General features: G+C 38.4%; 17 protein-coding genes and 1 riboswitch. Of the genes, 8 read left to right on the top strand and 9 right to left on the bottom strand.

Features of this window, described 5'->3' with window-relative positions; translation table 11 throughout:
• Positions 1-87: 87 nt before the first annotated feature.
• On the top strand, positions 88-918 hold the full coding sequence (locus tag AC27G3_RS02240; RefSeq protein WP_487118368.1) for an N-formylglutamate amidohydrolase: 831 nt from the start codon (positions 88-90) through the stop codon (positions 916-918).
• A gap of 89 nt (positions 919-1,007) precedes the next feature.
• On the opposite strand, the gene AC27G3_RS02235 is transcribed toward AC27G3_RS02240, so the two are convergent.
• The 4 genes from AC27G3_RS02235 to folE2 form a co-directional block, all read right to left on the bottom strand.
• On the bottom strand, positions 1,008-3,173 hold the full coding sequence (locus AC27G3_RS02235; RefSeq protein WP_487118366.1) for a cation:dicarboxylate symporter family transporter: 2,166 nt from the start codon (positions 3,171-3,173) through the stop codon (positions 1,008-1,010).
• Positions 3,174-3,603: 430 nt separating this feature from the next.
• Positions 3,604-5,034, bottom strand: coding sequence for an FAD-dependent oxidoreductase (locus tag AC27G3_RS02230; RefSeq protein ID WP_487118365.1), 1,431 nt, complete (start codon positions 5,032-5,034; stop codon positions 3,604-3,606).
• A gap of 84 nt (positions 5,035-5,118) precedes the next feature.
• Positions 5,119-9,579, bottom strand: coding sequence for a glutamate synthase large subunit (gene gltB, locus AC27G3_RS02225; protein ID WP_487118364.1), 4,461 nt, complete (start codon positions 9,577-9,579; stop codon positions 5,119-5,121).
• Positions 9,580-10,031: 452 nt separating this feature from the next.
• Positions 10,032-10,958, bottom strand: a complete 927-nt coding sequence (gene folE2, locus AC27G3_RS02220; protein ID WP_487118362.1) for a GTP cyclohydrolase FolE2 — start codon at positions 10,956-10,958, stop codon at positions 10,032-10,034.
• Positions 10,959-11,257: 299 nt separating this feature from the next.
• Here folE2 and AC27G3_RS02215 point away from each other — a divergent pair, with 299 nt between their 5' ends.
• Positions 11,258-11,602: an Hpt domain-containing protein gene (locus AC27G3_RS02215; RefSeq protein WP_487118360.1), complete on the top strand. Its 345-nt coding sequence runs from the start codon at positions 11,258-11,260 to the stop codon at positions 11,600-11,602.
• A 15-nt stretch (positions 11,603-11,617) separates the two neighbouring features.
• Here the strand turns inward: AC27G3_RS02215 and arcA are convergent, their stop codons facing one another.
• The 3 genes from arcA to AC27G3_RS02200 all read right to left on the bottom strand — a co-directional run bounded on the left by arcA (position 11,618) and on the right by AC27G3_RS02200 (position 15,290).
• On the bottom strand, positions 11,618-12,319 hold the full coding sequence (gene arcA / locus AC27G3_RS02210) for a two-component system response regulator ArcA (protein ID WP_487118358.1): 702 nt from the start codon (positions 12,317-12,319) through the stop codon (positions 11,618-11,620).
• A 199-nt stretch (positions 12,320-12,518) separates the two neighbouring features.
• Positions 12,519-14,144 carry an ATP-binding protein gene (locus AC27G3_RS02205; RefSeq protein WP_487118356.1) on the bottom strand — a complete coding sequence of 542 codons (1,626 nt, stop codon included), beginning with the start codon at positions 14,142-14,144 and terminating at the stop codon, positions 12,519-12,521.
• A gap of 111 nt (positions 14,145-14,255) precedes the next feature.
• Positions 14,256-15,290 carry a methyltransferase gene (locus AC27G3_RS02200; RefSeq protein ID WP_487118355.1) on the bottom strand — a complete coding sequence of 345 codons (1,035 nt, stop codon included), beginning with the start codon at positions 15,288-15,290 and terminating at the stop codon, positions 14,256-14,258.
• A gap of 238 nt (positions 15,291-15,528) precedes the next feature.
• A riboswitch (Lysine riboswitch) is annotated at positions 15,529-15,727 on the top strand.
• Between the two features lie 132 nt (positions 15,728-15,859).
• On the opposite strand from AC27G3_RS02200, the gene dapA reads away from it, so the two are divergent.
• From dapA to AC27G3_RS02175, 5 genes are all read left to right on the top strand, one after another.
• Positions 15,860-16,777: a 4-hydroxy-tetrahydrodipicolinate synthase gene (dapA, locus tag AC27G3_RS02195; protein ID WP_487118682.1), complete on the top strand. Its 918-nt coding sequence runs from the start codon at positions 15,860-15,862 to the stop codon at positions 16,775-16,777.
• A 78-nt stretch (positions 16,778-16,855) separates the two neighbouring features.
• Entirely contained in the window at positions 16,856-17,605 is a 750-nt protein-coding gene (locus tag AC27G3_RS02190) for a 2,3,4,5-tetrahydropyridine-2,6-dicarboxylate N-succinyltransferase (protein WP_487118353.1), read from the top strand.
• Positions 17,606-17,665: 60 nt separating this feature from the next.
• Positions 17,666-18,895 carry a PLP-dependent decarboxylase gene (locus tag AC27G3_RS02185; protein WP_487118352.1) on the top strand — a complete coding sequence of 410 codons (1,230 nt, stop codon included), beginning with the start codon at positions 17,666-17,668 and terminating at the stop codon, positions 18,893-18,895.
• A gap of 15 nt (positions 18,896-18,910) precedes the next feature.
• A complete protein-coding gene (locus tag AC27G3_RS02180; RefSeq protein ID WP_487118350.1) occupies positions 18,911-20,059 on the top strand; it encodes a succinylglutamate desuccinylase/aspartoacylase family protein in 1,149 nt (382 codons plus the stop codon).
• A gap of 224 nt (positions 20,060-20,283) precedes the next feature.
• A complete protein-coding gene (locus AC27G3_RS02175) occupies positions 20,284-21,573 on the top strand; it encodes an ammonium transporter (protein ID WP_487118349.1) in 1,290 nt (429 codons plus the stop codon).
• A 103-nt stretch (positions 21,574-21,676) separates the two neighbouring features.
• On the opposite strand, the gene bktB is transcribed toward AC27G3_RS02175, so the two are convergent.
• Together bktB and AC27G3_RS02165 are read right to left on the bottom strand one after the other, a co-directional pair.
• Complete coding sequence (gene bktB, locus AC27G3_RS02170) at positions 21,677-22,870, bottom strand: beta-ketothiolase BktB (protein WP_487118347.1); 1,194 nt, start codon at positions 22,868-22,870, stop codon at positions 21,677-21,679.
• 11 nt (positions 22,871-22,881) lie between these two features.
• Positions 22,882-24,027: an acyl-CoA dehydrogenase family protein gene (locus tag AC27G3_RS02165; protein WP_487118346.1), complete on the bottom strand. Its 1,146-nt coding sequence runs from the start codon at positions 24,025-24,027 to the stop codon at positions 22,882-22,884.
• A gap of 117 nt (positions 24,028-24,144) precedes the next feature.
• Between AC27G3_RS02165 and AC27G3_RS02160 the strand changes: the two genes are divergently transcribed.
• Positions 24,145-25,152, top strand: a complete 1,008-nt coding sequence (locus AC27G3_RS02160) for an AraC family transcriptional regulator (protein ID WP_487118344.1) — start codon at positions 24,145-24,147, stop codon at positions 25,150-25,152.
• Positions 25,153-25,164: the final 12 nt, after the last annotated feature.

Below are 25,164 nucleotides of genomic sequence, written 5' to 3'. Positions count from 1 at the left end.
CCTCGCAAAATTTATAAATTAAGCTTAGTATTATCTTATCTGTGACGACATACCTTAAACTAAAGATATAGGTAACAAGGAAAGATCATGAGCTTTTTATCAGAACAAGCAATAGTAGATAAAATATCCCACCGACAATGCTTTCAAGCGACTATTGAAGGCGGCGCATTTACCATTAAAATTGAAAAATATGTCCCAGCAATGTCGGCAGCAATTCATAACGGTAGTCAATTTCGAGAAGAATTACTGGCTAACTGTTTATTGAGTGAGTCGGAACGTTATTATGAGGAAGATCCCTTTACGGGCAGTTTTATTGCTGAGCAAGCTATAACGTTAATCGCACACGACTCTCGTTATGAGTACGATTTAAATCGTGAAACTTCTGTGAGTGTTTATGAAAGTGCATGGGGTAAAGAAATATGGAAAACGCCTCTCGATAGTTCAGTTATTGCAAAGAGCCAAGAAAAGCATTCGCAGTTTTATCGTATTGTGGCCGCAATCGTTGAAGCGTTAATCGAAGATTTTGGCCAGTGTATTGTTTACGATAACCATTCGTATAATTTTCGACGTCATGAACGTCAAGACTTACCTGTTTTTAACGTGGGAACTAGTTCGGTAAAAAGTGACAAGTGGCGACCTGTGGTTGATGCTTGGTTAACACAGCTAAATAATATGAAAGTCGATGGTATTGATGTGACAGCAAGAGAAAATGATATATTTTTTGGCAAAGGCTACTTAGCTGCTTTTTGTCACGGGCGATATGACGACGTATTGGTTCTCGCATCGGAAAGTAAAAAAGTGTTTATGAATGAGCTAACCGGTGAACCAGATAACGTGGTGCTGCCTTCATTACAAAAAGCATACAATGCAACCGTGGCGCAACATACTAAAGACTATATACAAAGTATTATGATGTAACCTGAGAAAATCAAATTAGCTGCTGTTAATTTATGATAAAAGAGGGTTGTTAATGATGATTAACAACCCTTTTTTACACCTTATTCAGTTTATAATTCCCAGCCAAAAACGTCTTTAACCACCGACCAACGTGGAACTTTCGCTTTAGGGTTTTGACCTAAAATCCAATAGTCATAAACTCTTTGCTGAAAACCGCTTTCTTTTTTAAGCTCTAACCAAGTGTTAATTAAACTTAAATATTCGATATCACCTTTAGGTAAGCTAAAAGCAATAGGTACTTTTATTTTCAAGCCTTTAGGAATAATTGCCGTATATTCTGGGTAAAGCATTGACCAAGCAGAAGCGGCTTCAGTGGAATATACCATTGCATCGACGTCTGGATATTTGCCTTTTAAGAAATTTCTGACATTAGTAATAACTGTCACTTCAGCACTGGGTATAAACTCTTTAACCACTTTTTTATAATAATCGTTATTACCCACACCTATATTTAGCCCTTTAATTGCTTGGCTCGATTCTAAGTCTGCCAATTTATCTCTTTTTGAGTCGGCCAACAATAACCCTGCTGTATGGTGAGAGTATGTATTAGAAAAGCTGACATCCAATGCTCGTTTAGGTGTGATGCCTACACCGCCAATAGCGATGTCTATGCTGCCATTTTCTAGTAACCCTGGCGCATCTTTATGTTCTTTTATATAAAGTAAGGATAATTTCAAGTTTAAATCTTTGGCCAACTCGTTTAGCATTTCCATTTCAAAGCCAACAACTTCTGCATCGGTATTTTTAAATGCGTATGGAAGTGAACGAGAAAGGTAACCCACACGAATAGAACCACGTTCAGTAATAACGCTTAGGCGAGATCTCTGAAGATCTTGAGAGGTTAAAGGTGTAAATTCTGAATGTGTTAGCGCTGCAGGCTCTTTCATCGACTGCATCGACTCAAAAGTTTTCACCCCTTCATATTGATAAGGAATTAAACGGGTTAATGCAATACCTGCCAATATCATAACACCTAAAGTCACGGCTAAATGTAATAAGATAGCTTGTACCATTTGTCGCCATTTTAGTTTTTTAAGTACAGCAGAAGCGACTAACAAAGTAACAACAAAGCCATGAAGCGCAGCTAAGCCCGTGGCGAATCGAGCGGTAACAACACTACCTAATAAATACAGCTGAAACTGATCAGCGGGTAAATCAAAGAAATTCAGTAAAAAAGGAATGGCAACGGCCATACTGCCAAAGGCTGTAAGTGCCCCCATAATTACGAAAGAAGGATACTGTTCAATACCAATAGGAGAGCCGACATACCAAGCAGAGAACAAAATAAAGCCTAAGCCTAGTAAAGTCCCCGTACTTGGAAAACTATAAGCGGTCGGTACAAGCACATCAACAGTTGAGTTGGTTTCGTCACACTGCATACCATGTTTAGCTAATAGCTCTTTACAGCGTTCAATAATCATAGGTAATACTACTAACACTGTACCCGTTGCTAAGGCAGTGATAACAGCTTCACCAGCGGTAGATAACACTTCGCGATATGAAAAAGGGGTTGCCCAGTGTAAAACTAAAGGCAGGAAAATAAAGGCCAATAACGCGGCAGCGATGATGTACACCCATAAAAATACTTGTAAACGGCCTAGCTCTTCAACTTCTAATGTGCCTGCCGCTGACGCTGAAATAGCAAAAATACCTAAAGGCGCTAGTTTTGCAACATAAGAAGCCACTTTCATTAAGCTGTCGCCGATATTTGAGGTTAACGTTAAAAAGGTTTCTTTGTTATTAACGTTAATGAGTGCAATACCCATTAATAATGAGAAAAGCACTACGGCAGGAACAACGGTTTCAGATAATGAAGCAAAGATATTGGATGGAATATAGAGATTTAAAAAATTGAACTTGGCAGGCTCTGTCACCATGCTGGTACTAAAAAACCCAGCAGTTTCCCAGTTTGGGTATGCAAATGGCAACAGCAATAAGGTAGACATTACTGCTAACCACATTATTAATATGACTTTAATCGCACGCATGCCAATACTAGCGGCCATGCCACTGTCTAATCGTCCTAGACCGCCGATAATAGAAACAAGTACATAAGGCAAAACCGTCATTTGCAATAGTCTTATATAGGCATTGCCGACAACTTCAAAATTCCCCATAGGTTCACCGAAAAAAATACCGGAAGAAATACCTAAAATAAGGGCAATAATAACGCGTTGAAAAGGGCTAAATTTTTTGTAAACTTTAACAAGTAGCATAAAACTTCCAAATAGTAGTGTGGAATATCAAATGGATTTAATTACTCCTATTGGGTAAGCATCTATTTAATATAACTATTTTATAATCAGAAAGAGAAGATTTTTTAATGATACTAAAGAAGCTTTTAAAGGAACAGAAACTTTTAACCACAGGTAATACCAACGCTATTAACTATGCGGCTATTTCTACTGACTAATTCAACAAACTACAGCTCTATTTATTTAATAGTCAGAACAACAGGTTATTAAATTAATGCCTTGTATTTGACTATTTTTCTGGCTTAAAAATAGGCTATCTAATTAATGACATTGGTATAAATGACATTGATTGCTCAAGGTGTAGATTATTATTTTTATTGAAAAAAGCCCTTTAACAACCAATAGTGCTAAAGGGCTTTATTAAAGTTTTAAAGCAAAAAAACTAAGGCAATTATGCGCCTAATACGTAATCTAAAATGCCGATTGCTGCTTTACGCCCTTGATCAACCGCGGTAACCACTAAATCTGAGCCTAAAACCATATCGCCACCCGCAAAAATATTAGCGTTACTGGTTTGTAATGCAAATTCGCTATTATCAACAGCGATCACACGACCACGACTATCAAGCTTAACACCCGCATCGATCATCCATTGTGGTGGGCTAGGTAAGAAACCAAAAGCAATAACAATAGCATCGGCTTCCATCACAAATTCACTATCTTTAATAGGTTCAGGATTACGACGACCATTAGCGTCTGCAGCGCCTAATTGCGTTTTTACAAACTTAATTCCTATGGCATTACCTGCATCGTCAACGGCAATATCAAGTGGTTGTAGGTTAAACTCAAAGTTAACGCCTTCTTCTTTGGCATTTTGTACTTCGCGTGGAGAGCCAGGCATATTGGCTTCATCGCGTCGATAAGCACAGGTAACTTCAGTCGCGCCTTGACGAATTGATGTACGGACACAATCCATGGCGGTATCACCACCACCTAACACAATCACTTTTTTGTCTTTAAAACTAACGTATGGTTTAACGTTGTTAGACTCTTTTTCCGTAATTCCCATTAAGTTTTGAGTATTGCCAATTAAAAAGTCGAGAGCGTTATAAACACCTGGTGAGTTTTCATTTTCAAAATCACCTGTCATATCGGTGTATGTTCCTAATGCTAAGAATACAGCATCATATTCATTGCTCAGCTCTTCAAAGCTAACATCTTCACCTACATTAACGTTTAATTTAAACTCAATGCCCATACCTTCAAATATTTTACGGCGACGTACGATAACGTCTTTTTCTAATTTAAATGAAGGAATACCAAAGGTTAATAAACCGCCGATTTCCGCATTTTTATCATAAACAACTGCATTAATACCATTTCTTGTCAGCACATCTGCACAAGATAAACCTGCTGGACCTGCGCCGATAATAGCGACACGTTTTCCGGTTTGAATAACGTGCGATAGGTCAGGGGTCCATCCTTGTTCAAACGCCGTATCAGTAATATATTTTTCAATATTACCGATGGTGACTGCACCAAAATCATCATTTAGTGTACAGGCTGATTCGCATAATCTGTCTTGCGGACAAACACGGCCACACATTTCAGGCAAGCTGTTCGTTGAATGACACAGTTCAGCAGCTTCAAAAATTTTACCGTCGGTGACTAACTCTAACCATTGTGGGATGTAATTATGAACAGGACATTTCCATTCACAATAAGGGTTACCACAATCTAAACAGCGATCGGCTTGACCACCACTTTGATCTTCACTTAACGGTTGATAAATTTCTACAAAGTCGATTTTACGTTGCTCGATTGCCTTTTTGGGCGGATCGATACGTTTTACATCGATAAATTGATAAACATTTTTACTCATCTTTTTTCACTCATTCAAATTGTTACTAACATTGGGCGTTGACGCCTTTACTCATCGTTTATTGTTGTTGTGCAACAATTACCGCTATTGTGCTTGCACACGAAGCTCCGCAGATGAGCGGCTACGATGGCCTAACAATGTTTTAACGTCAGTTGCCTTAGGCTTAACTAACTTAAATAATGGCGCGAATTTATCGAAGTTGTGCAAAATTTCTTGAGCACGACAGCTGCCAGTTTCTTCAAGGTGATTATTAATAATGCCACGTAAATGTTCTTGATGGATCATTAAGTCTTCAATGTCTAATAATTCAATAGACTCTTTATTGAGACGGCTATCTAAATCGTTAGCTTCATCTAACACATAAGCGAAACCACCTGTCATCCCTGCACCGAAGTTTATCCCTACATCGCCAAGTACAGTAACTATGCCGCCAGTCATGTATTCACAGGTATGATCGCCTGTTCCTTCAATTACGGCATGACAACCAGAGTTACGTACGGCAAAGCGCTCACCAGCGCGACCACTTGCAAATAATTTACCGCCAGTTGCGCCATATAAACAGGTATTACCCATGATCATCGCTTCATGGCTTTTATACTCAACACCTTTCGGTGGCTTGATGGTCAATTTACCACCCGCCATGCCTTTTCCGACGTAATCGTTTGCATCGCCGGTAAGAATAATATGTAATCCCCCCGCATTCCAAACACCAAAGCTTTGACCTGCAGTACCGGACAAATGAATAGTAATTGGGTTGCTTGCCATGCCTTGATCGCCGTGATGTCTCGCAATTTCACCAGATAACAGTGCGCCAACAGAGCGATCTGTATTTTGTATGGTAAATCGGTAATCACCACCACTGCTATGATTAATAGCATCGGTGATAGCTTCAAGCATTTCTTTGTTCAATGCACCTTGATCAAACGGTGTATTCTCTTCTGTTTTATACAGCGCGGTATCTTTGCCGGCAACAACAGGAGCAATAATAGGTGAAAGATCAAGTTTTTGTTGTTTAGCACTAATGCCTTCTAGCGGCACTAACAAATCAGTACGACCAATAATTTCAGTTAAATTAGTGACCCCTAATTTTGCTAATATTTCACGTACATCATGAGCAACAAACTTAAAGTAATTCATTACTTGATCAGGCAAACCTTTAAAGAATTCTTCTCGTAACACTTCATCTTGTGTTGCTACACCTGTAGCACAGTTATTTAAATGACAAATACGTAAGAATTTACAACCAAGCGTGATCATAGGTGCTGTACCAAAACCGAAGCTTTCAGCACCTAAAATAGCGGCTTTTACAATATCTATACCCGTTTTTAAACCGCCATCAACTTGTAAACGTACTTTATGACGTAAGCCATTAGTGACAAGAGATTGATGCGCTTCAGCTAGACCAATTTCCCATGGGCAACCTGCATATTTAACTGATGATAAAGGACTGGCTGCTGTGCCGCCGTCATAACCTGAAATAGTAATGAAATCAGCATAAGCTTTAGCCACACCTGAAGCAATAGTGCCAACGCCTGGTCCCGATACAAGCTTCACCGAAACAACCGCTTGTGGGTTTACTTGTTTTAAGTCAAAAATTAATTGCGCTAAATCTTCAATTGAATAAATATCGTGATGCGGAGGAGGTGAAATGAGTGTCACGCCAGGCACCGAATAACGTAATTTTGCGATTAAAGGAGAAACCTTATCTCCAGGTAGTTGACCACCTTCACCCGGTTTAGCACCTTGTGCTACTTTTATTTGCAGTACATCGGCATTAACCAAGTAATGTGGAGTAACACCAAAGCGACCCGAAGCAATTTGTTTAATACGAGAATTTTTTACCGTACCAAATCGGCTTTGATCTTCACCACCTTCACCTGAATTTGAAAAACCACCTAAACGGTTCATTGCAATAGCGAGGGCTTCATGTGCTTCAGGGCTTAATGCCCCAATAGACATAGCTGCACTGTCGAAACGTTTGAACATTTCAGTTTCAGGTTCGACATCTTTTATATCAATAGGTGTAGTGTCTTCTTTAAGTGCTAATAAATCTCTTAGCATAGCTACGGGACGGTTATCAACGGCATTCGAAAACTTTAAATAATCACTATACTCGCCACTTTGAACGGCTTTTTGTAAGTAATTAACCACATCAGGATTAAAGGCGTGATATTCCCCCCCATGAACGTATTTTAATAAACCGCCATGATTCATTTTTTGATGAGGCAAAAATGCTTTACGGGCAAGGTTAATATTATCTTGTTCGATATCACTAAAGTCAGCCCCTTTAAGGCGACTAGGAATTTCTGGGAAACACATTTCGATAATGTCTTCACCTAAACCAATAATTTCATACAAGCCGGCACAACGGTAACTGGCGATTGTTGAAATACCCATTTTAGAAAGTATTTTTAATAAGCCTTTGTTAATACCATCTCGGTAATTAATGACGGCATCGCGTGCACTTAATTCGATTTGTCCTTGGTCAACAAGCTGCTCAACCGTTTCTAATGCTAAATAAGGATAAATTGCTGTGGCACCTAACCCTAATAACACAGCAAATTGATGTGAATCTCTTGCTGATGCTGTTTCAACAATGATATTTGAATCACATCGTAGTTGTTGATCAACTAAACGTTTTTGTACTGCTCCAACTGCCATAGCAGCAGGAATAGGAATTAAACCTTGCTGAATTTTTCGATCAGATAACACCAGGATTACCGTATTTTGGTTGCGGACTAAGTCTACGGCTTCGTCACATAAACGGCTAACAGCCGCCGCTAATCCTTCTTTCGGATCATAGTTTAGCGACAAGGTATCACTTCGGTAATGTTCAGGGTCTAATTCACGTAATTGTTTCAGACCTGTGTACATTAATATTGGTGTGGCAAATAAAATACGATCTGCATGGCCTGTTGTTTCATTAAAAACATTATGTTCTCGGCCTACACAGGTGCCTAATGACATCACATATTTTTCACGCAATGGATCAATTGGCGGATTAGTTACTTGAGCAAACTGTTGTCTGAAATAATCATAAAGTGTACGAGGTTGGCTAGACAAAACGGCCATTGGCGTATCGTCACCCATAGAGCCTGTCGCTTCTTGACCATTTTCGGCTAATGTTTTTACAACCTGTTGAATTTCTTCATAGCTGTAGTTAAACATTTTGTGGTATTGCGCCATTTCGTTATCGTTAAAAACACGCTTGCCAATTTGCTCGGCGTCTAATTCTGAAAATGGCACTAAGCGGCGGATATGTTTATCTAACCACTCACGGTAAGGATGTCGAACTTTAAGCTCTTTATCGATATCTGTTGATTGAAACACTTTGCCTGTATAGGTATCTATAGCAAGCATTTCACCTGGTCCAACACGACCTTTTTCAATAACTTCATCTTCACCGTAGTCCCAGATACCAACTTCTGATGCTAAAGTAATAAAACCATCTCGAGTGATAATATAACGAGCAGGACGCAAGCCGTTTCTGTCTAAGTTACAAGCAACATGACGACCGTTAGTCATTACTACGCCAGCTGGTCCATCCCATGGCTCCATATGCATAGAGTTAAATTCGTAGAAGGCTTTTAAATCATCGTCCATTCGAGGACTGTTCTGCCATGCTGGCGGCATTAACAAACGCATCGCACGGTATAAATCCATCCCGCCGGCTAAAAACAGCTCAAGCATATTATCTAATGAAGATGAATCTGAACCACTTTCGTTAACAAAAGGGGCGGCATCTCTTAAATCAGGTAAAAGTGGTGATTGGAAGCGATAAGTACGTGCTCGACTCCATTGACGGTTACCTTTTATGGTATTAATTTCACCATTGTGAGCTAAATAACGGAATGGTTGTGCTAAATGCCACTGCGGTGAGGTATTCGTTGAAAAACGTTGATGGAAAACACAAATCGCGCTTTGCATACGTATATCAGCTAAATCAAGATAAAAATTGGGTAAATCTACCGGCATAACTAAGCCTTTGTAGATAGTTACTAAGCACGAAAGACTAGCAACATAAAATACGCTATCGGTAATACGATTTTCAGCTCTACGGCGTGCCATATATAAACGACGCTCAAGATCGCGATTACGCCATCCTGCTGGAGCATCAACAAAAACTTGCTCTATTGAAGGTAAATTATCTGCGGCAATAGTACCTAATATCGATTTATCAGTGGGCACTTCTCGCCATCCGACAATTGTTAATGTTTCTCTTGTCAGTTCTTCTTCAAATATCTTTTTTGTCAGCGCCGCTTGAACAGGGTCTGGGTTTAGGAAAATCATCCCCACCGCATACTTTTTGCCGAGTTGCCAGTTATTTTCTTCGGCAATTGAGCGGAAAAAACTATCGGGCTTTTGCAGTAATAACCCACAGCCGTCACCCGTTTTCCCATCGGCAGCAATACCACCACGATGTTGCATGCGATCAAGTGCTGATATAGCAGTTTTTACTAATTTATGGCTCGATTCACCGTGTTGATGAGCGATTAAACCAAAACCGCAATTATCTTTTTGAACGCTGTGATCATAAAGTTGCATTTACTTTCTCCTAAACCTAAATATAAATCGTCTTAGCATCAGGATAAGTAAAAAGAATAGAGTTATAATAAAAATGCATAACTATCCCGTTCTCAGCCAAGATGAACCTTTAACATTAAACACTTGTTGTCCAAAGGTCAATCAAAATAGAGTATTTGCTCGTAGTTTTTTTTCAAGGTCGAATGTCGTTGTTTTAGCCTTGAAAGATACTGTATTTGCTCTAGGTGTTGTTTTTAAAGGATAGTTCTATTTTGTTGTTTTAGTAGAAAGTTTTCATAAGTGGAAAGATTGTGTAATTTTATTACAGTAAATAGCAGGTGAATGAAAATGCAATATTTATTCATTTTTTATTCATGTTGTATAGACAAAAAAGCAACCTATAACAGACAAATAAAAAAGGCTGCAATAACAGCAGCCTTTTTAAGGAAGTGGTTAAACTTATTAGCGTGTGATTACGGTTGATAGCCGCCTGCTATACCTTTAGTCGTAATTGATACCGCATCATGTGCATGTAACGATTCAAGATGATTTATTTTTAACCAAAAATCTTGATACTGTGTCGATAAGTTCATAGTGTGCTGTACGCGACGAGCTGCGTCTTCACAGAACATTAAGTTTTGACCATTTAACCGTGCAAACTCTTGTTCGTCAGCTCTTTTTACTGCAGCTTGAACGGGAGTTTGCAAGGTATCTTCTATAGCATCAACTAAGTCTGTGATCGGGAATGCTTGTACGTCACTACCTAATTTAACTTTAAGCTCAGCAACAGAGCGCTGACTATGAGGAGTTGCAACAACGCCATCGGTTGTTCCTAACCACTCATGAATAGTGTCTAAATCAACAGCTTGGCTATCAGAAAACTTTTCTTGGAAAGCTTGCTGAATTAATTGGCGCGCAAGTGCCGCTGAACATGGGCAAGTTGATGAGTAACGTACGTCTACCGCAAGCTCAACATCCAACTTTCCTTGGTTTACTCGACCCGTAATAGTAACCGGGTAAGCTTTCCAGCCAAGTTTTCCGCTAATTAAAGACTTGCGACGTAAGTGGTAATCAAAACTAAATTTAACTTTAGCATTATCGCTCAAATCTTGGTGACTACTAATAAAACCATCTAATAAAGTAATAAGCGATTGATAAGTTAATACGCCATTACTTGATAACTCGTCAAGCTGCAAATAAAGTCTAGACATATGAATGCCTTTTGCTTGAGGCTCTTTGAGGTTAACGAATGCATCGATATGTGCAGAAACCATGCGCTGCGAGTCACTGTCTGAGGCAACCATCAGAGGCATTTCAATATTACTCATGCCAACCCAGTCAAGTTTACCTTCGGTTTGAGCTGTCGTTTGATGGGCAATATCAGGCATTGATGTCGGCATTTTTACTCCGCTTTATACATTATCTAAGTGTGTTACATGAATGAATTTCTAAATTCTAGGGCGCGTATTCTATCTTATTTTCTGTAGAGATCATTACTGTTATTTGTATTTTAATTGAAAGACCTACTAAATTGGTTGGGTATTTTGAACGAAATTCAAACTAAAATCAATAAAAACGGGCGCTACAGTGATATATCAGATTTTCGAATTAATTATATTAATTATTAAACTTGTGTATTGTTAATGACTCTCTATTATAGGGAAAGAATGTATCTCAAACTGTTTTATGGGAATTTTTGATGAATAATAATGAATTAGATAAAGAATTATTAACGGGTTACCTTAACGACTTAACTAAGGACATTGTTCAGAAAATGATTGAGTTATATACCCAACAATCAAATATATATCTCGACGATATTGGAAGTTCAGTTGTACAAGAATCTCATGAATTATGGCGTGAGCATTGCCATAAAATGAAAGGGGCTGCAGGCAGTGTTGGATTAAAACAAGTACATGCTTACTTGGTCAGTGTTGAAAAGTCTTTGGATTCATTCGATCAAAAAGCAGTAACATTATCTGAATTAACACAACTGAATAAGGAAGGTATAACCGCATTTAATCAATGGTTAAATACGGTATAGTTGATTTATTTTTACTTAATCAACGCTGCCAACAAATCTATAACCTTCCCCGTGAATAGTATTAATTAGCTCTGGGGTATTCTTAATAGACTCAAAGTGTTTGCGTAAACGTCTAACCGTTACATCAACAGTACGATCGTTAGAGCGTAAATCTCGCCCAGTCATCTCTTTAATTAGTTGCTGTCTAGTGACAATTTGTCCAGAATTCTCAATGAGTAATTTAAGTGCTCTGTATTCTCCACGCGGAATGGCGATAACATCACCGTTAGGCGACACCATTTTTCTTGAATTACCATCTAACGTCCATTGATTAAATTTAATAATGGCGTTTTCGGTTTCTTGTTTGGTTTGTCCTATTCTTGAGAGAATATTTCTTGCTCTGATAGTAAGTTCGCGAGGGTTAAATGGTTTGGTTAAGTAATCGTCTGCGCCAATCTCTAACCCTAATATTTTATCAATATCACTGTCGCGACCTGTTAAAAATATCAAGCCGAGTTCATTATTGTTGGTTAACTCTCTTGCGAGTAATAAACCATTTTTACCCGGTAAATTAATGTCCATGATAATTAAATTAATTGTATTTTCACGAAGTTGTGCATCCATGCTTTCACCATCAGTCGCTTCAGAAACTAAATACCCTTCAGCTTCAAATAAGTGTCTAAGGTTAAAACGGGTAACGTCTTCATCTTCTACTATAAGAATATGAGATTTTTGCATGTAATATTTCCATTAATTTTTGTCGAGTAATTTGTCGAATATGTTTAGTTAGTCAAATTATATTTATTAACAATAAGTTAACATTGTTTAATGAACAATTGGACATATGTTATATAACCTCATATTAAATAACAATAAGCTATAGTCGGTATTGTTGAGTTATTCATTTTTTGATTATAGTGTAGATAATCGTAAATACTTAATTTTTTGATATTTTAACTGGAAAATTTATTTCAAAAAGCACGCCTTGTTCGTTGTCACTTTCAAGATGAATATGACCTCCAAGCGCCTGTGTTACTAAGTTGTAGACCAGATGTAAACCAAGACCGCTACCACCAGAACCTCGTTTAGTCGTAATAAAGGGATCAAATATTTTATTTTTAATGCTCGGGTCTACGCCATTACCATTGTCGCTGTAGCTAATACTGAGTTGATCGCTTAAATTCATGACATTAATGGTGATCAATTTATCTTCAATACCATCGAAAGCATGCAAAATAGAGTTAATAATAAGGTTAATCAGTATTTGGTTAATGGGGCCAGGTTTACTTGTTACTATAAGATCGTTAGGGCAAAGTATCTCGATTGATACGGGTTGTTTTTTTAATTGAGGAGCTAAGGTAAGCAAGACCTCGTCAATAAGTTCTTTGACAACAAACTGTCGATCTTCTTCATTAGATTGATCAACTGCTACTTTTTTAAAGCTCGAAATTAAATCTGCCGCTCGATTGAGGTTACGATAAATAATGCTAACATTTTCATCACCTTCGGTTAAAAATCTCTTAAGCTGACTCGATCTTAGGGTCTTGTTTTCAAAGGCATCTTTAAGCTCTTTTATTCTATCTAACAATAAGGTTGATGCAGTGACACCTAAACCAATAGGTGTATTTACCTCGTGAGCAACACCCGCAACCATATCACCGAGTGAGGCCATTTTTTCACTCTCTACGAGTTGACCTTGAAACTGATGGAGCTTCTCTAAAGTGGTAAGTAACTCTTGATTAGACTCTTTTAACGCATCACTTCTAAGGTTGACCTTGTCTTTAAGAGATTGATTTTCAGATAATATTTCTTGATGTTTGATGTGTAGTTTATTAAATTTTAATTCAGTACGTGTTAATAAAATATTTAAATTTTTAGCTAGGATGTCAGCTTCTTTATAGGCTTCTTGTTCACAACGTACGCTGTAATCTTTATTTTGTGCGATTTGTTGAATTGTCTGAGTGATGCTTTTTAAGGGATGAGTAATCGTACGTGTTAAACGAACAATAAAAAATAAAGCAAGCACAACGAATGCAAACAACATGACTACCGATAGCAGTAATGCATTGTTTTTAAGGCTATTAATATTTTGGTTATTCAGTTGTAGGTAGATATAACCAACAAGTTGATCGGAACTGTAAATTGGGGTGATTAACTCCGCATACTTTTGACTAAAGTTTATTTGTTGTAATGCAGCTATTTGATTAATTTTATCGGGGATAGATGGGTAATTAGTATTTTTGTTATAACTGGTAAAATAGTTAACTTGTGAAGAGTTTTCTTGTACTTTGTAGATATGAATATAATTAATAAAGGCTAATTGATTAAAGCTTGCTAAAGACTTTTCTAATGTTTGCACTTGATTGTTTTCTATCGCCTCGATGCTTTGCTGAGCGATAAGGGTGGACCAATTTTGTGCACTAGCAGTTAAGCTTCTTTTAGCTTCTTCAACGGTTAAATAACTGCTGCTCACTACGCCAACTAAAGTAATACCTATTACTAGGGTAATAACGTAAATAAACAAAGAGCGATAAATAGAATATATTTTAGTGGTGGCGGGCATATAGGCCTTAATAGTATTTTAGCTACTTTAGAATAATTATTGAAAAATGAATTTTTATCAACATTTCTTTGGAAAAATATCTATAACGTCTTAATCATTTGTTAAATTATCCTATAGTCGACTCTGATAAATAGAAAACCCTTGTTCTTTTGCTAGTAGTTCACTTTTACTAATATTGCTATCCATAATTTCTTGATAACGTAAGAAGCTATTAGCGACAATAGTAATCGAGCCTTTTGCTTTGATGAAAGGCTTGATATTAGCTAAAAAGCTTTCAGTTGCTTGGTAATTTGTTTTAACACCTTGATGAAATGGGGGGTTAGAAACAATATGTTGATATGACTGAGTAAGGTTCGATAAGCTATTTGAGGGAAATACAGTACCTGTTAGGCCATTTATTTTTAATGTTTTTTCAGCTGAACTTAACGCTAGAGCACTGACATCTAATAATGAGAGCTGCACGTTTTTAAATTTCTTACCGATATAGCAACTTATCACACCTGCACCACAACCAAAATCTAAAACGGTATCTGAGAGGTTATCAGGTAAGTGAGGCAATAAAACGCGTGTTCCAACATCTAAACTTTTTTGGCTAAATACGCCTGGCAATGAAGCAATCGTTAAGGTGATGTCATTAATAGTAAATTGATAGGTTTTAAACCAAGAATCAATATTAAACTCTTGATATTGATTATTAAACTGTCCTGCGAACAAAGAACAATGTCGTGCAGAATCAACTTTATTACAATGAGTTAATACCGAACTGGTTAATTTAGGGCAAGATTTTATACCAGATTTATTATCGCCAACCAATAAAACTTGCGCACTTTTGGCAAGCAAAGGTGAAATCATTGCTAAGGTAAACCCTAGTTCTGCTTTACTTTTAGGAAAAGCGATAACAACTAAGTCATGGCGAATTTCAGTTTTATAATGACTGGTAAATACGCAACTGACTTGTGGATAGCGGGAGGTTAAATAACTGTGCTCTTCAAAGTTAGTATTTAAACAGGTGGGTTTGGCTGTTGGAAATAACGATAAATACTCTGTTAATAACTCATCAGCAGGCATATTAATTAATAATGGATGTGTCGCCTTGAGTAGTTCACTGTTGCGTAATAATACTTGGCTGGGATTTGTTAATGACATGCTTACCTAACTGTACTGTTCAATAGTGCGAGAGCGCTATTTTATAAATATCTTAAGAGAGTGCTATTCTACTTGAAAAGTAAATGATAGCCAAAAATAATGGCTAAACAAATCCCGTACTTATTGATAACCGTATAGACGTCTATTGACACTAATGTGCAAAAGGTGTCTAATAGCGTCGATCCTAATTACAACTAAATTGTCTGTTAAATTTTTTTTTAGACGATTTAGTGATAATAGGGCCAGAAGAGGAGCGTTAACCAGGTAGTTATTATAAAGAGATCAAACTCTGATGATTAATAACGAGGGGGATTAACGCCGAGATAAAGACATTTTTGATGATGTCTTTGTCGGTTGTTCAGGTTGAATCCTGACGATTGTCACCGTAACTTTTTCTAATTGATAAAAGTTGAATTTGGTGGAGAGCTTCTGGCCTTTATAAAAGTGCCTTATGTATCTGCCTGATACTCACGCTTTTATAAATGCCGTTAAGTTCTCCGAACGAAATGAGTTCGAGAGCAATGAATACTACAATTTTACCAGACACCCACACAAGCACACCAACTACCATGGGCTGCCAAGCAATTAAGCAGTTAAATAACTACAGTACTTGGACTGCACTAGTTACTCCTTTTGATAATAATGGCGACATAGACTTTAACAGTTTAAACGTTATTGCTAACGAACAAAATGATGCGGGTAATGGCATCTTGTTATTAGGAAGTACAGGGGAGGGCTTAGCATTAACTAGCGAGCAACAACTTAGCATTGTTGAGTATGTTTGTCAGTTAGGTTTATCTTCTCCAATCATGGTTGCTGTTGGTGGCTATGACTTAGCATCGCAAGTCCGTTGGATCGAAACATGTAACCAATTACCTATCGCCGCTTATTTATTGGGAACACCGCTGTATGCAAAGCCTGGTCCTGTTGGACAAACACAATGGTTTAAACAATTACTCGATTCAGCCAAATTTCCTTGCATGCTTTACAACGTGCCTTCTCGCAGCGGTGTAGCTATTCCATTAAGCACGGTTGAAAACTTGCAAAGCCATGAAAATTTTTGGGCAATTAAAGAAGCAAGTGGCGATCTCAATCAATTTTTAGCTTATCGCCAGCAATGTCCTCATATCGCCTTATTCAGTGGTGAAGATGCCATGATGCCATATTTAGCAAAAGCTGGCGCAAAAGGGTTAGTGTCAGTGTGCGCTAATGCTTGGCCAGAAGCGACCAACCGATATGTTCAACTTTCTTTAACCGGGGAAGTAGATAGCTTATTTCCTTTATGGCAAAACGCCATTAATTTACTTTTTCAAGTGGCAAACCCTATTCCCGTTAAAGTGCTAATGGCTGAGCAACAAGTTATTGCTACCCCCATTTTACGCGCCCCTTTAACTCATTTAGAGCTGAATGATAACCGTGCATTATTGGCGGCTGATCACAGTATCAGTCAATGGCTTGCACAACGAGATTGGCAAACTTCTCTTTAGCGGCTAGTCAATAAAATCAAGCAATAGAATCGATTAACGTATTAAATTTATTAAACTTTAGAATACTAGGATAACAATATGAACTGGCAAGAAACATTAGATCAACTTGAAGCAGGTACTGTTCGCTCAGCAACACAAAATGAACAGGGGCATTGGCAAGCAAACGTAGCGGCTAAAGAAGCAATTCTATCGGCATTTAAGGCGGGTGAAAACATTCAGTTTGATGGCGCTTATCAAGGGTTTGTGGATAAAAACAACTTACCTGCTAGACAATTTAACGTCACAGACAATGTGCGTTTAGTGCCCGGTGGCTCTTCAGTAAGGCGTGGCGCTCATGTTGCACCAGGTGTGATTATTATGCCACCGGCTTATATCAACGTTGGTGCATTTGTTGACAGTGGCACTATGGTGGATAGTCATGCGTTAATTGGTTCTTGTGCACAAGTTGGCAAAAATGTTCATGTTTCAGCAGCAGTACAAATTGGTGGTGTATTAGAGCCAGTTGGCGCGAGCCCCGTCATTATTGAAGATGATGCCTTTTTAAGTGCTGGCGTCGTTATTGTTGAAGGTATTGTTGTTAAAAAAGGTGCGGTACTTGCGCCGGGCGTATCACTTTCCGCCTCAGTGCCAGTGTATGATTGTGTAAACAATGTCATGCTTGAAAAAGGTGCAGCGATTCCAGAGCGCGCTATTGTGGTGCCTGGTACGCGTCCTATGAAAGGTGAATGGGCTCAAGCTCAAGGCTTAACCATTGCTTGTGCGCTTATCGTTAAATACCGTGATGAAAAAAGCGATGCTTCACTTGAGTTAGAAGAAGTATTGAGATAATTGTCAGCGTAAATAAATCGAAGAAGTGAATGACACTAGCATTGAAAAAGAGCAAATAAAATGAATACAACACCCGTATGGTTTGACGAGAATGTAGCTGAACAACTCACTCAGCATCAAGGGACAAACGAGCATGAAAACGCTTATTTTGTTTATCAACTTGATGCATTAAAAGCGCATTTAGCCAAGTTACAAAACCAAGATGTTATTAAATTATGGTTTGCGGTTAAGGCAAATCCGCTATCAAGTATTATTCAAACCCTTGATCAAGCGGGCTTTGATTTTGACGTGGCAAGTACGGGTGAATTAAACCAAGTCATGGCGCAAGGAATAACGCCTCAGCGTATCTTAAATACTGGGCCAGCTAAGTCTAAAAAGCAATTAGCTTACTTCTTAGCGCAAGGTGTTAATACCTTTGTGGTAGAAAGCTTAAACCAATTGACTTGGTTAAATGAAGCCGCTAAAGAGTGTGATTGCAAACCTCAAGTTTTATTGAGAGTACAGTTGCAATGGCCTGAAGGGGATAAAAATCCTTTAGGTGGAAATACCGTTACTCCGTTTGGTTTATCAACAGATATTTGGTCAGAAATTAAAGTGTCTGATTTTTCAAGCCTCGACATTACAGGTTTACACATTTTTCAATGGGGCAATATGCTCAGTAATGAAAAAATGTTCTCTTTGTGGTCACAAATGATTGAGCCTTTAACTACATTAGCGCAGAACATAGGTATGACTTTAAAAGTCTTAGATCTGGGGGGCGGTTTAGGAATAGATTACTTACAAGAAGGACAGCAACTTTCTTGGCAACAGATTATCAATGACTTAGCAATTATAAAAGCTAAAGCAGGCGTAGACGAGTTATGGTTAGAGCTTGGTCGTTATGCCGTTGCTGAATGTGGCTATTATGTTGTCCCAGTAGTGGATAGAAAAAATAACTTTAATCAAGAGCAATTAGTGCTCGGTGCAGGCATTAATCATTTATTAAGACCAGCTATTACCGAACAACCCTTTCCCGTGACAAGGTTACGTAAAGCCGATACTCCTGATTTGTCGAATAACTTTCATATCCATGGACCGCTTTGCACCAGTATGGATAAGTTAGGACAACTAGAATTACCCAGTGATACTGATGTGGGTGACCATCTTATTTTTGGTTATTGTGGAGCTTATGGTTTCACTGAAAGCATGCCGTTCTTTTTATGTCATGAAATTGCAGCGGAATATGTTTATCAACAAGGTAAATTAACCGTTATCAGATCAGCAGAGTCTGCTTCTTGGTATTTGCGTTAAAGTACAGGATAAAAAATGAATAAAATAACAAAAGAATTAATGCATGTTGGAGAAATGGCTAGCGGAGCTCAGTTAACTGTTCCTGTATATCGAATTAAAACACAAGCCCAAAATAAAGGGCCTAGTGTTTATATTCAAGCGAATATGCATGGCGCAGAAGTACAAGGTAATGCCGTTATTTTTCAATTACTTGAATTATTAAAAAACTTAGCGGTAAACAGTGATATTACTTTAGTACCTTATGCAAACCCTGTCGCCTGTAATCACAAAAATGGTGAATATACGTTAGGGCGTTTTGATCCAATTACCGGTGTTAATTGGAATCGAATGTATCATTTTGATGAATCAGTTATTGCGCCTTTTGCCAAGGAATATATTGGAAGTAGTGATGTTGAAATAGCAGAGAATTTTCAACAACTGTTGCTAAATGAAATCGAACAAAAACTTGATCATAATATTTTTGGTTTAACCACAGGGCAACGTATAGCTTATCAATTACAACGTTTAGCTTATCAAGCTGATTTAGTGCTCGATTTACATACAGGGCCTATTTCAAGTAAACATTTATATTGTCCTGAATATTGCCAAAATAGTGCAAGCTATTTTGATATCCCGCATACCATCATTATTCCAAATGAATTTGATGGTGCTTTAGATGAAGCAACATTTTGTCCTTGGTGGACATTAAAAGAAAACTTCCAAGCGTTAGGTCGAGACATCAATATTAGTGAAGGCGTGTTAAACAAAGAAAGCTTTACCGTTGAATTAGGCTCACAAGAACAAATTGATTTAGCGATTGCTCATCAAGACGCGTTAGGTATTTTAAGTTACTTAAACTATAAAGGGGTGCTCTGTGAAGTATATCAACAAGAGTTTAAGCCACAAGCTCTAACTCGTTATGCTTGTTACTTAAAAGACTATAAAGCTTTGTATTCACCTATGGGAGGGATGGTCGATTACTTAGCTGAATTTGGACAACCCTTACCCGCTGGAGAGCCTCTTGTAAGAATTTTGCGTATGGACAATTATGGCGATGGAGATGCTATTCACAACATAACGCTTGATAAACCTGTATTGCCGATATTGCATTTTGCATCAGCGAGTGTCAATCAAGGTACTGAGCTCTATAAAGTATTCACCGACTTTTTTATTCTTCCTGCCTAATTCTAGTTCAGTGCGCACCAACTTAGTGCGCACTGTGTTTGTTATTCCCTCTTATTGTGCGTTATTGCGCTATTTTGAAGCATCTTTGTATTTAACTTATTGAAAATTAATAAGTAAGCATACTGGCGTGTTTTGTGCATTTTCTAGATTTTTATAATAATAAAAGAATAAATTGCCCTAGGATCATGCGTTGATCTTTCGGTGCTCTAAACTAGGAAAAAACTATGTTACGAATACTCTTTATAGCCCTATTATTTATGCCATCACTTTGTTACGCCGATAGTGAGCAATTTAGTGGTGCAAACACTGCTTGGATCTTAACCTCTACTGCTTTGGTATTGTTAATGACGCTGCCGGGCTTAGCATTATTTTATGGTGGCTTAGTTAGAAAGAAAAACGTGCTGTCGATATTAATGCAATGTTTTGCTATTGGTTCAATCTCATCAGTTTTATGGTTTATTTTAGGTTATAGCATTGCTTTTGGTGAAGGTAATGGCTTTATTGGTGACTTCTCCAAAGTGATGATGAATGGCATTACCAAAGAGTCGCTCTCTGGCGATATACCTGAAGTATTATTTGCGCTTTTTCAAATGACCTTTGCGGTAATTACTCCTGCGCTGATCATTGGCGGTTTTGCAGAGCGAATGAAGTTTTCATCAGTATTATTATTTAGCGCTTTATGGTTACTGGCTGTTTATGCGCCTGTTACTCACTGGGTCTGGGGCGGTGGTTGGTTAAGTGAAATGGGACTGTACGACTTTGCTGGTGGTGTTGTTGTACATATAACAGCAGGTACTGCAGCTTTAGTGGCCGCTTTAGTGTTAGGTCCACGTAGAGGCTTTCCAAAAACACCTATGCTGCCTCATAATTTAACCATGACAGTAACAGGTGCGGGCATGTTATGGGTGGGTTGGTTTGGTTTTAACGGCGGGAGCGCATTAGCGGCTAATGGTGATGCTGCTATGGCGATGCTAGTGACTCATTTATCTGCAGCGGCGGGTACGTTAACTTGGGCTGCTATAGAGTGGAAAAAATTTGGTAAAGCCAGTGTACTTGGTGCGGTAACGGGTATGGTAGCTGGTTTAGGAACAATTACACCTGCTTCAGGGTTTGTTGGCCCAGGTGGTGCATTAGTTATTGGTGTATTGGCTGGTTTTGTTTGTTTTTATGCAACTGTTTATATTAAACAAAAACTTAAAATAGATGACTCTTTAGATGTTTTTCCTGTACATGGTGTCGGCGGTATTTTAGGTACTTTATTAGCCGGTGTGTTTTCAGCAACTTCATTAGGTGTTTTTAGTGGCTTTGGTTTTGCCGAAGGTATCTCAACTATGGGAGAGCAAGTTGGCGTGCAATTAATTGGTATTGTATCAACACTTGTTTATACCGCAGTAGTGACTTACGTACTATTAAAGTTGGTGAGCATTTTAACTAAAGGAATTCGTGTAGACGAAGAACAAGAAATCAGTGGCTTAGATCAAGTCGAGCATGAAGAGTCTGGCTATAACCTTTAATAGCCTGTAAGTAAATGCCAACTCACTCTAGAAGGTCTTGTACTGGAGTGAGTGGCTTTAATTCATTAACTGTTAGTTATTCGCCCCAAATGGCGAATAACTTTTATTTATGTTGTAGTCGTTCTACGATTAAAGCGATGCCTTGACCGCCGCCAATACACATAGTGATTAATCCATAACGGCCATCAATTCGCTCTAATTCAGCTAATGCTTTAATAATCAAGATTGAGCCTGTAGCTCCGACAGGATGACCTAACGCTATAGCTCCACCATTTGGATTTACTTTGTCGCTCGAAAAACCAAGTGTTTGCGAAACCGCCATAGCTTGTGCGGCAAATGCTTCGTTTGATTCAATTACATCGAGATCGCTAATGGTTAAATTAGCTTGTTGAAGTGCCTTTTTTACTGCGGGGATAGGGCCTAAACCCATCACATCAGGAGCGACACCGGCGAATGCATAACTTATAAAGCGAGCTTTAGCCTTGAGGCCTCGCTTTTCAGCTTCAGTGTTACTGGTTAATACTAATGCCGCCGCACCATCATTTAAACCAGAAGCATTACCTGCTGTTACAATACCGTCTTTTTTAAATGCCGGTTTTAGTGTGGCTAGTGCAGATAAACTGACATCAGTTCTGACATGTTCGTCTGTTGAAAACAATGCTTCTTTGCGGTTAATGCGCACTGGAATAGGCACTATTTGATCAGTAAAATAGCCTTGCTCAATGGCGTAGTTTGCTTTTTGGTGGCTGTGAAGTGAATAGCTATCTAGTTGTTCTTTGGTAAAGCCATATTGGTGAGCAATGTTTTCTGCTGTTATACCCATATGACCGCTACCAAAGGGATCGCTTAAGATGCCTAAAGTTAAATCAGTTAATTCACCGTTGCCCATTCTTAAGCCTTTACGGACATTTGGTAATAAATATGCGCCCTGACTCATACTTTCAGCCCCGCCTGCAAGTGCAATTTTACTATCGCCAAGTAGTATCATTTGTGCTGCAGAAATAACAGACTGAACGGCAGAGCCACATAATCGATTCACGTTAAGCGCAGCAGAATTTTCAGGTAACCCTGAGTTAAGTGCAATATGTCGCGCGATATAAGCATCATTCGAACAGGTAGTAATAATATGCCCAAAAACAGCGTGATCTATTTCTTCTGCCGAAATTTGGCTACGTTTAATGGCTTCTTTGGCGACAAAGGTGCCGAGTTCTGCAGGCGATAAATTTGATAAACTTCCACCAAATGCGCCAATCGCACTTCGGGCACCGTCAACAATAACAACATCAGATAATTTCATATAATTTACCTCTACTTACTGGAAAACAAATCGCGTGCGATAACTTCTTTCATAATCTCAGAGGTACCAGCGTAAATCGTTTGAATTCTTGCATCGACGTAGAATCGTGAAATGGGGTATTCAAGGGTGTAGCCGTATCCACCAAATAACTGAAGACATTGATCAGTAATTTTACACTGCATTTCGGTGAGTAATAATTTAATGGTAGCGGCATCAGTAGCTGTCATTTGTTGAACTTTGTATTTTTCAATACATTGGTTTAAATAAGCTCTAGCCATATCAAGTTGCGCTTTAGCTTCTGCTAAGGTAAATCGTGTATTTTGAAAGTCGGCAATCGCTTGACCAAATGCTTTACGCTCTTTTACATAATCTAGGGTTATGGCTAAAACACCTTCAATAGAGCCTATGGCTTGGGCGGCACAACCTAATCGTTCGCGTGGGAGCTCTTGCATTAAGTATTTAAACCCAGCATTTTCTTCACCCAATAATGCTTGATGAGGGATCAGTAAATCACTAAAAAAAAGTTCGGCTGTATCGCTGGCGTGTTGACCAATTTTTTCAATACCTTGGCCAACTGAATAGCCTGCTAAACTAGTGTCTACGAGGAAAAGTGAGACCCCTTTAGCACCCGCTTCTGGATTGGTTTTAGCGCAAACAATCACAATGTCCGCAAGCAGTCCGTTGGTGATAAAAATTTTAGAGCCATTGATTAGCCAGCCTTCATCTGTACGTTTAGCCGTTGTTCTAATAGCTGCTAAATCACTTCCTGCCCCTGGTTCGGTCATCGCGATTGCGCCAACAGCATCGCCTGCGATCATTTTAGGTAGCCATTGCTGCTTTTGCTGTTCATTACCAATGTGCAAAATATAAGGCATAACGATATTGGTATGAATGTTATACCCAGAAGCTAGTCCACCAAAGCAGCGACGTGATAACTCTTCAATAGCAAGTTGAGATATTTCAAAGTCAGCTGCTGCGCCGCCGTATTGTTCGGGCATATCGATTCCTAACATGCCCGCGCTTCCTAAGGTGCTCCAGAGTGACTTGGGTACACAGTGGGCTTTTTCCCACTCGTGATAAAAAGGGGCAATTTCTTGATCGATAATGCGGCCAATCATTGACTGAAATAACTGTTTCTCTTCATTTTGCTCTGACATGTTACGCTCGTTATTAAATTACAGACTCATTTGAATGTTATTAAATGTTGTTTTTGTCAGATATACTATGACCGAATTGGACGATAAATTTAACTAATTAGGCAGGGTAAGCAAGCCATGGTAAAGGCGCATATTGATAATCACTATTTATCAGCAGCTATGAGCGGAGCTATGAGGTTAGGTCATAGTGCGAAAGTCATACTCAAGCAAGCTAATATCCCTTGGAGTTACTATCAAAACCCTTCTAAAAAATTGACAGAGCAACAGCTTTCTCAGTTAGTTAAAGTGGTTTGGCTAGTTACTGCTGATGAGTTTATGGGATTTGCGCAAACAAAATGCCACCAAGGTAGTTTTGCTTTGATGGCAGAATACAGCTTGTTTGCAACAACTTTAGGTAGCATGTTGGAACGTAGTGCACGTTTTTACAGAACAATTTTTCCAGACATTACTATTGCTTTAAATGCAAAAAACAGTCAATCAGAGCTAGTGTTTTTTGAAATAAAATTAGAACATAGTGCTAATGACGTCGATCACTTCCTTCAAGAATTTCTGATATTAATGTGGCAACGGTTCTCATGTTGGCTTGTTGCCCAACAACTGCCTATTTCATCAACGACTTTTAATTATGCTCAGCCTAATCATATCGACAGTTACCTAGAAATGTTTGGTTCAAAGTTGAAGTTTTCGTATCACACTTGCGGCTTTTATTTGCATCGTAAATTTTTACAATATCCTTTAGTTAGAACTCCTGAAGAGTTAACTGATTTTTTAAAAACGTCACCAGCATATATATTGCACCGACCTAAAGAGGATAATAGTTTACGAACTAAAGTACGTTTATATTTATCGTCCTATAATTATCAACACTTACCCTCGATGTCTAAGTTAGCTAATGATTTTAACCAAACGCCACGCTCTTTAAGTAGAAAGCTTAAGGTTGAAGGCGTAAGTTATAGTCAAATTAAAGATGAGTTATTGCTTAGTTACTCAATAAAACTTTTACGAACTGAACATTTAAGCATTGCTGAGGTGGGAAATTTGGTTGGCTTTAGTGAAACGGTTTCATTTTCTCGAGCTTTTAAACGTTGGACTGGAAAGTCTCCCAAGCAATGGAAGACTTTATAGATTGAAAATTAA

The organism is Colwellia sp. SU-HH01217, from assembly GCF_057543495.1.
The sequence above is the reverse complement of the archived record's forward strand: the minus strand, read 5'-3'. Positions and strand labels throughout refer to the sequence as shown.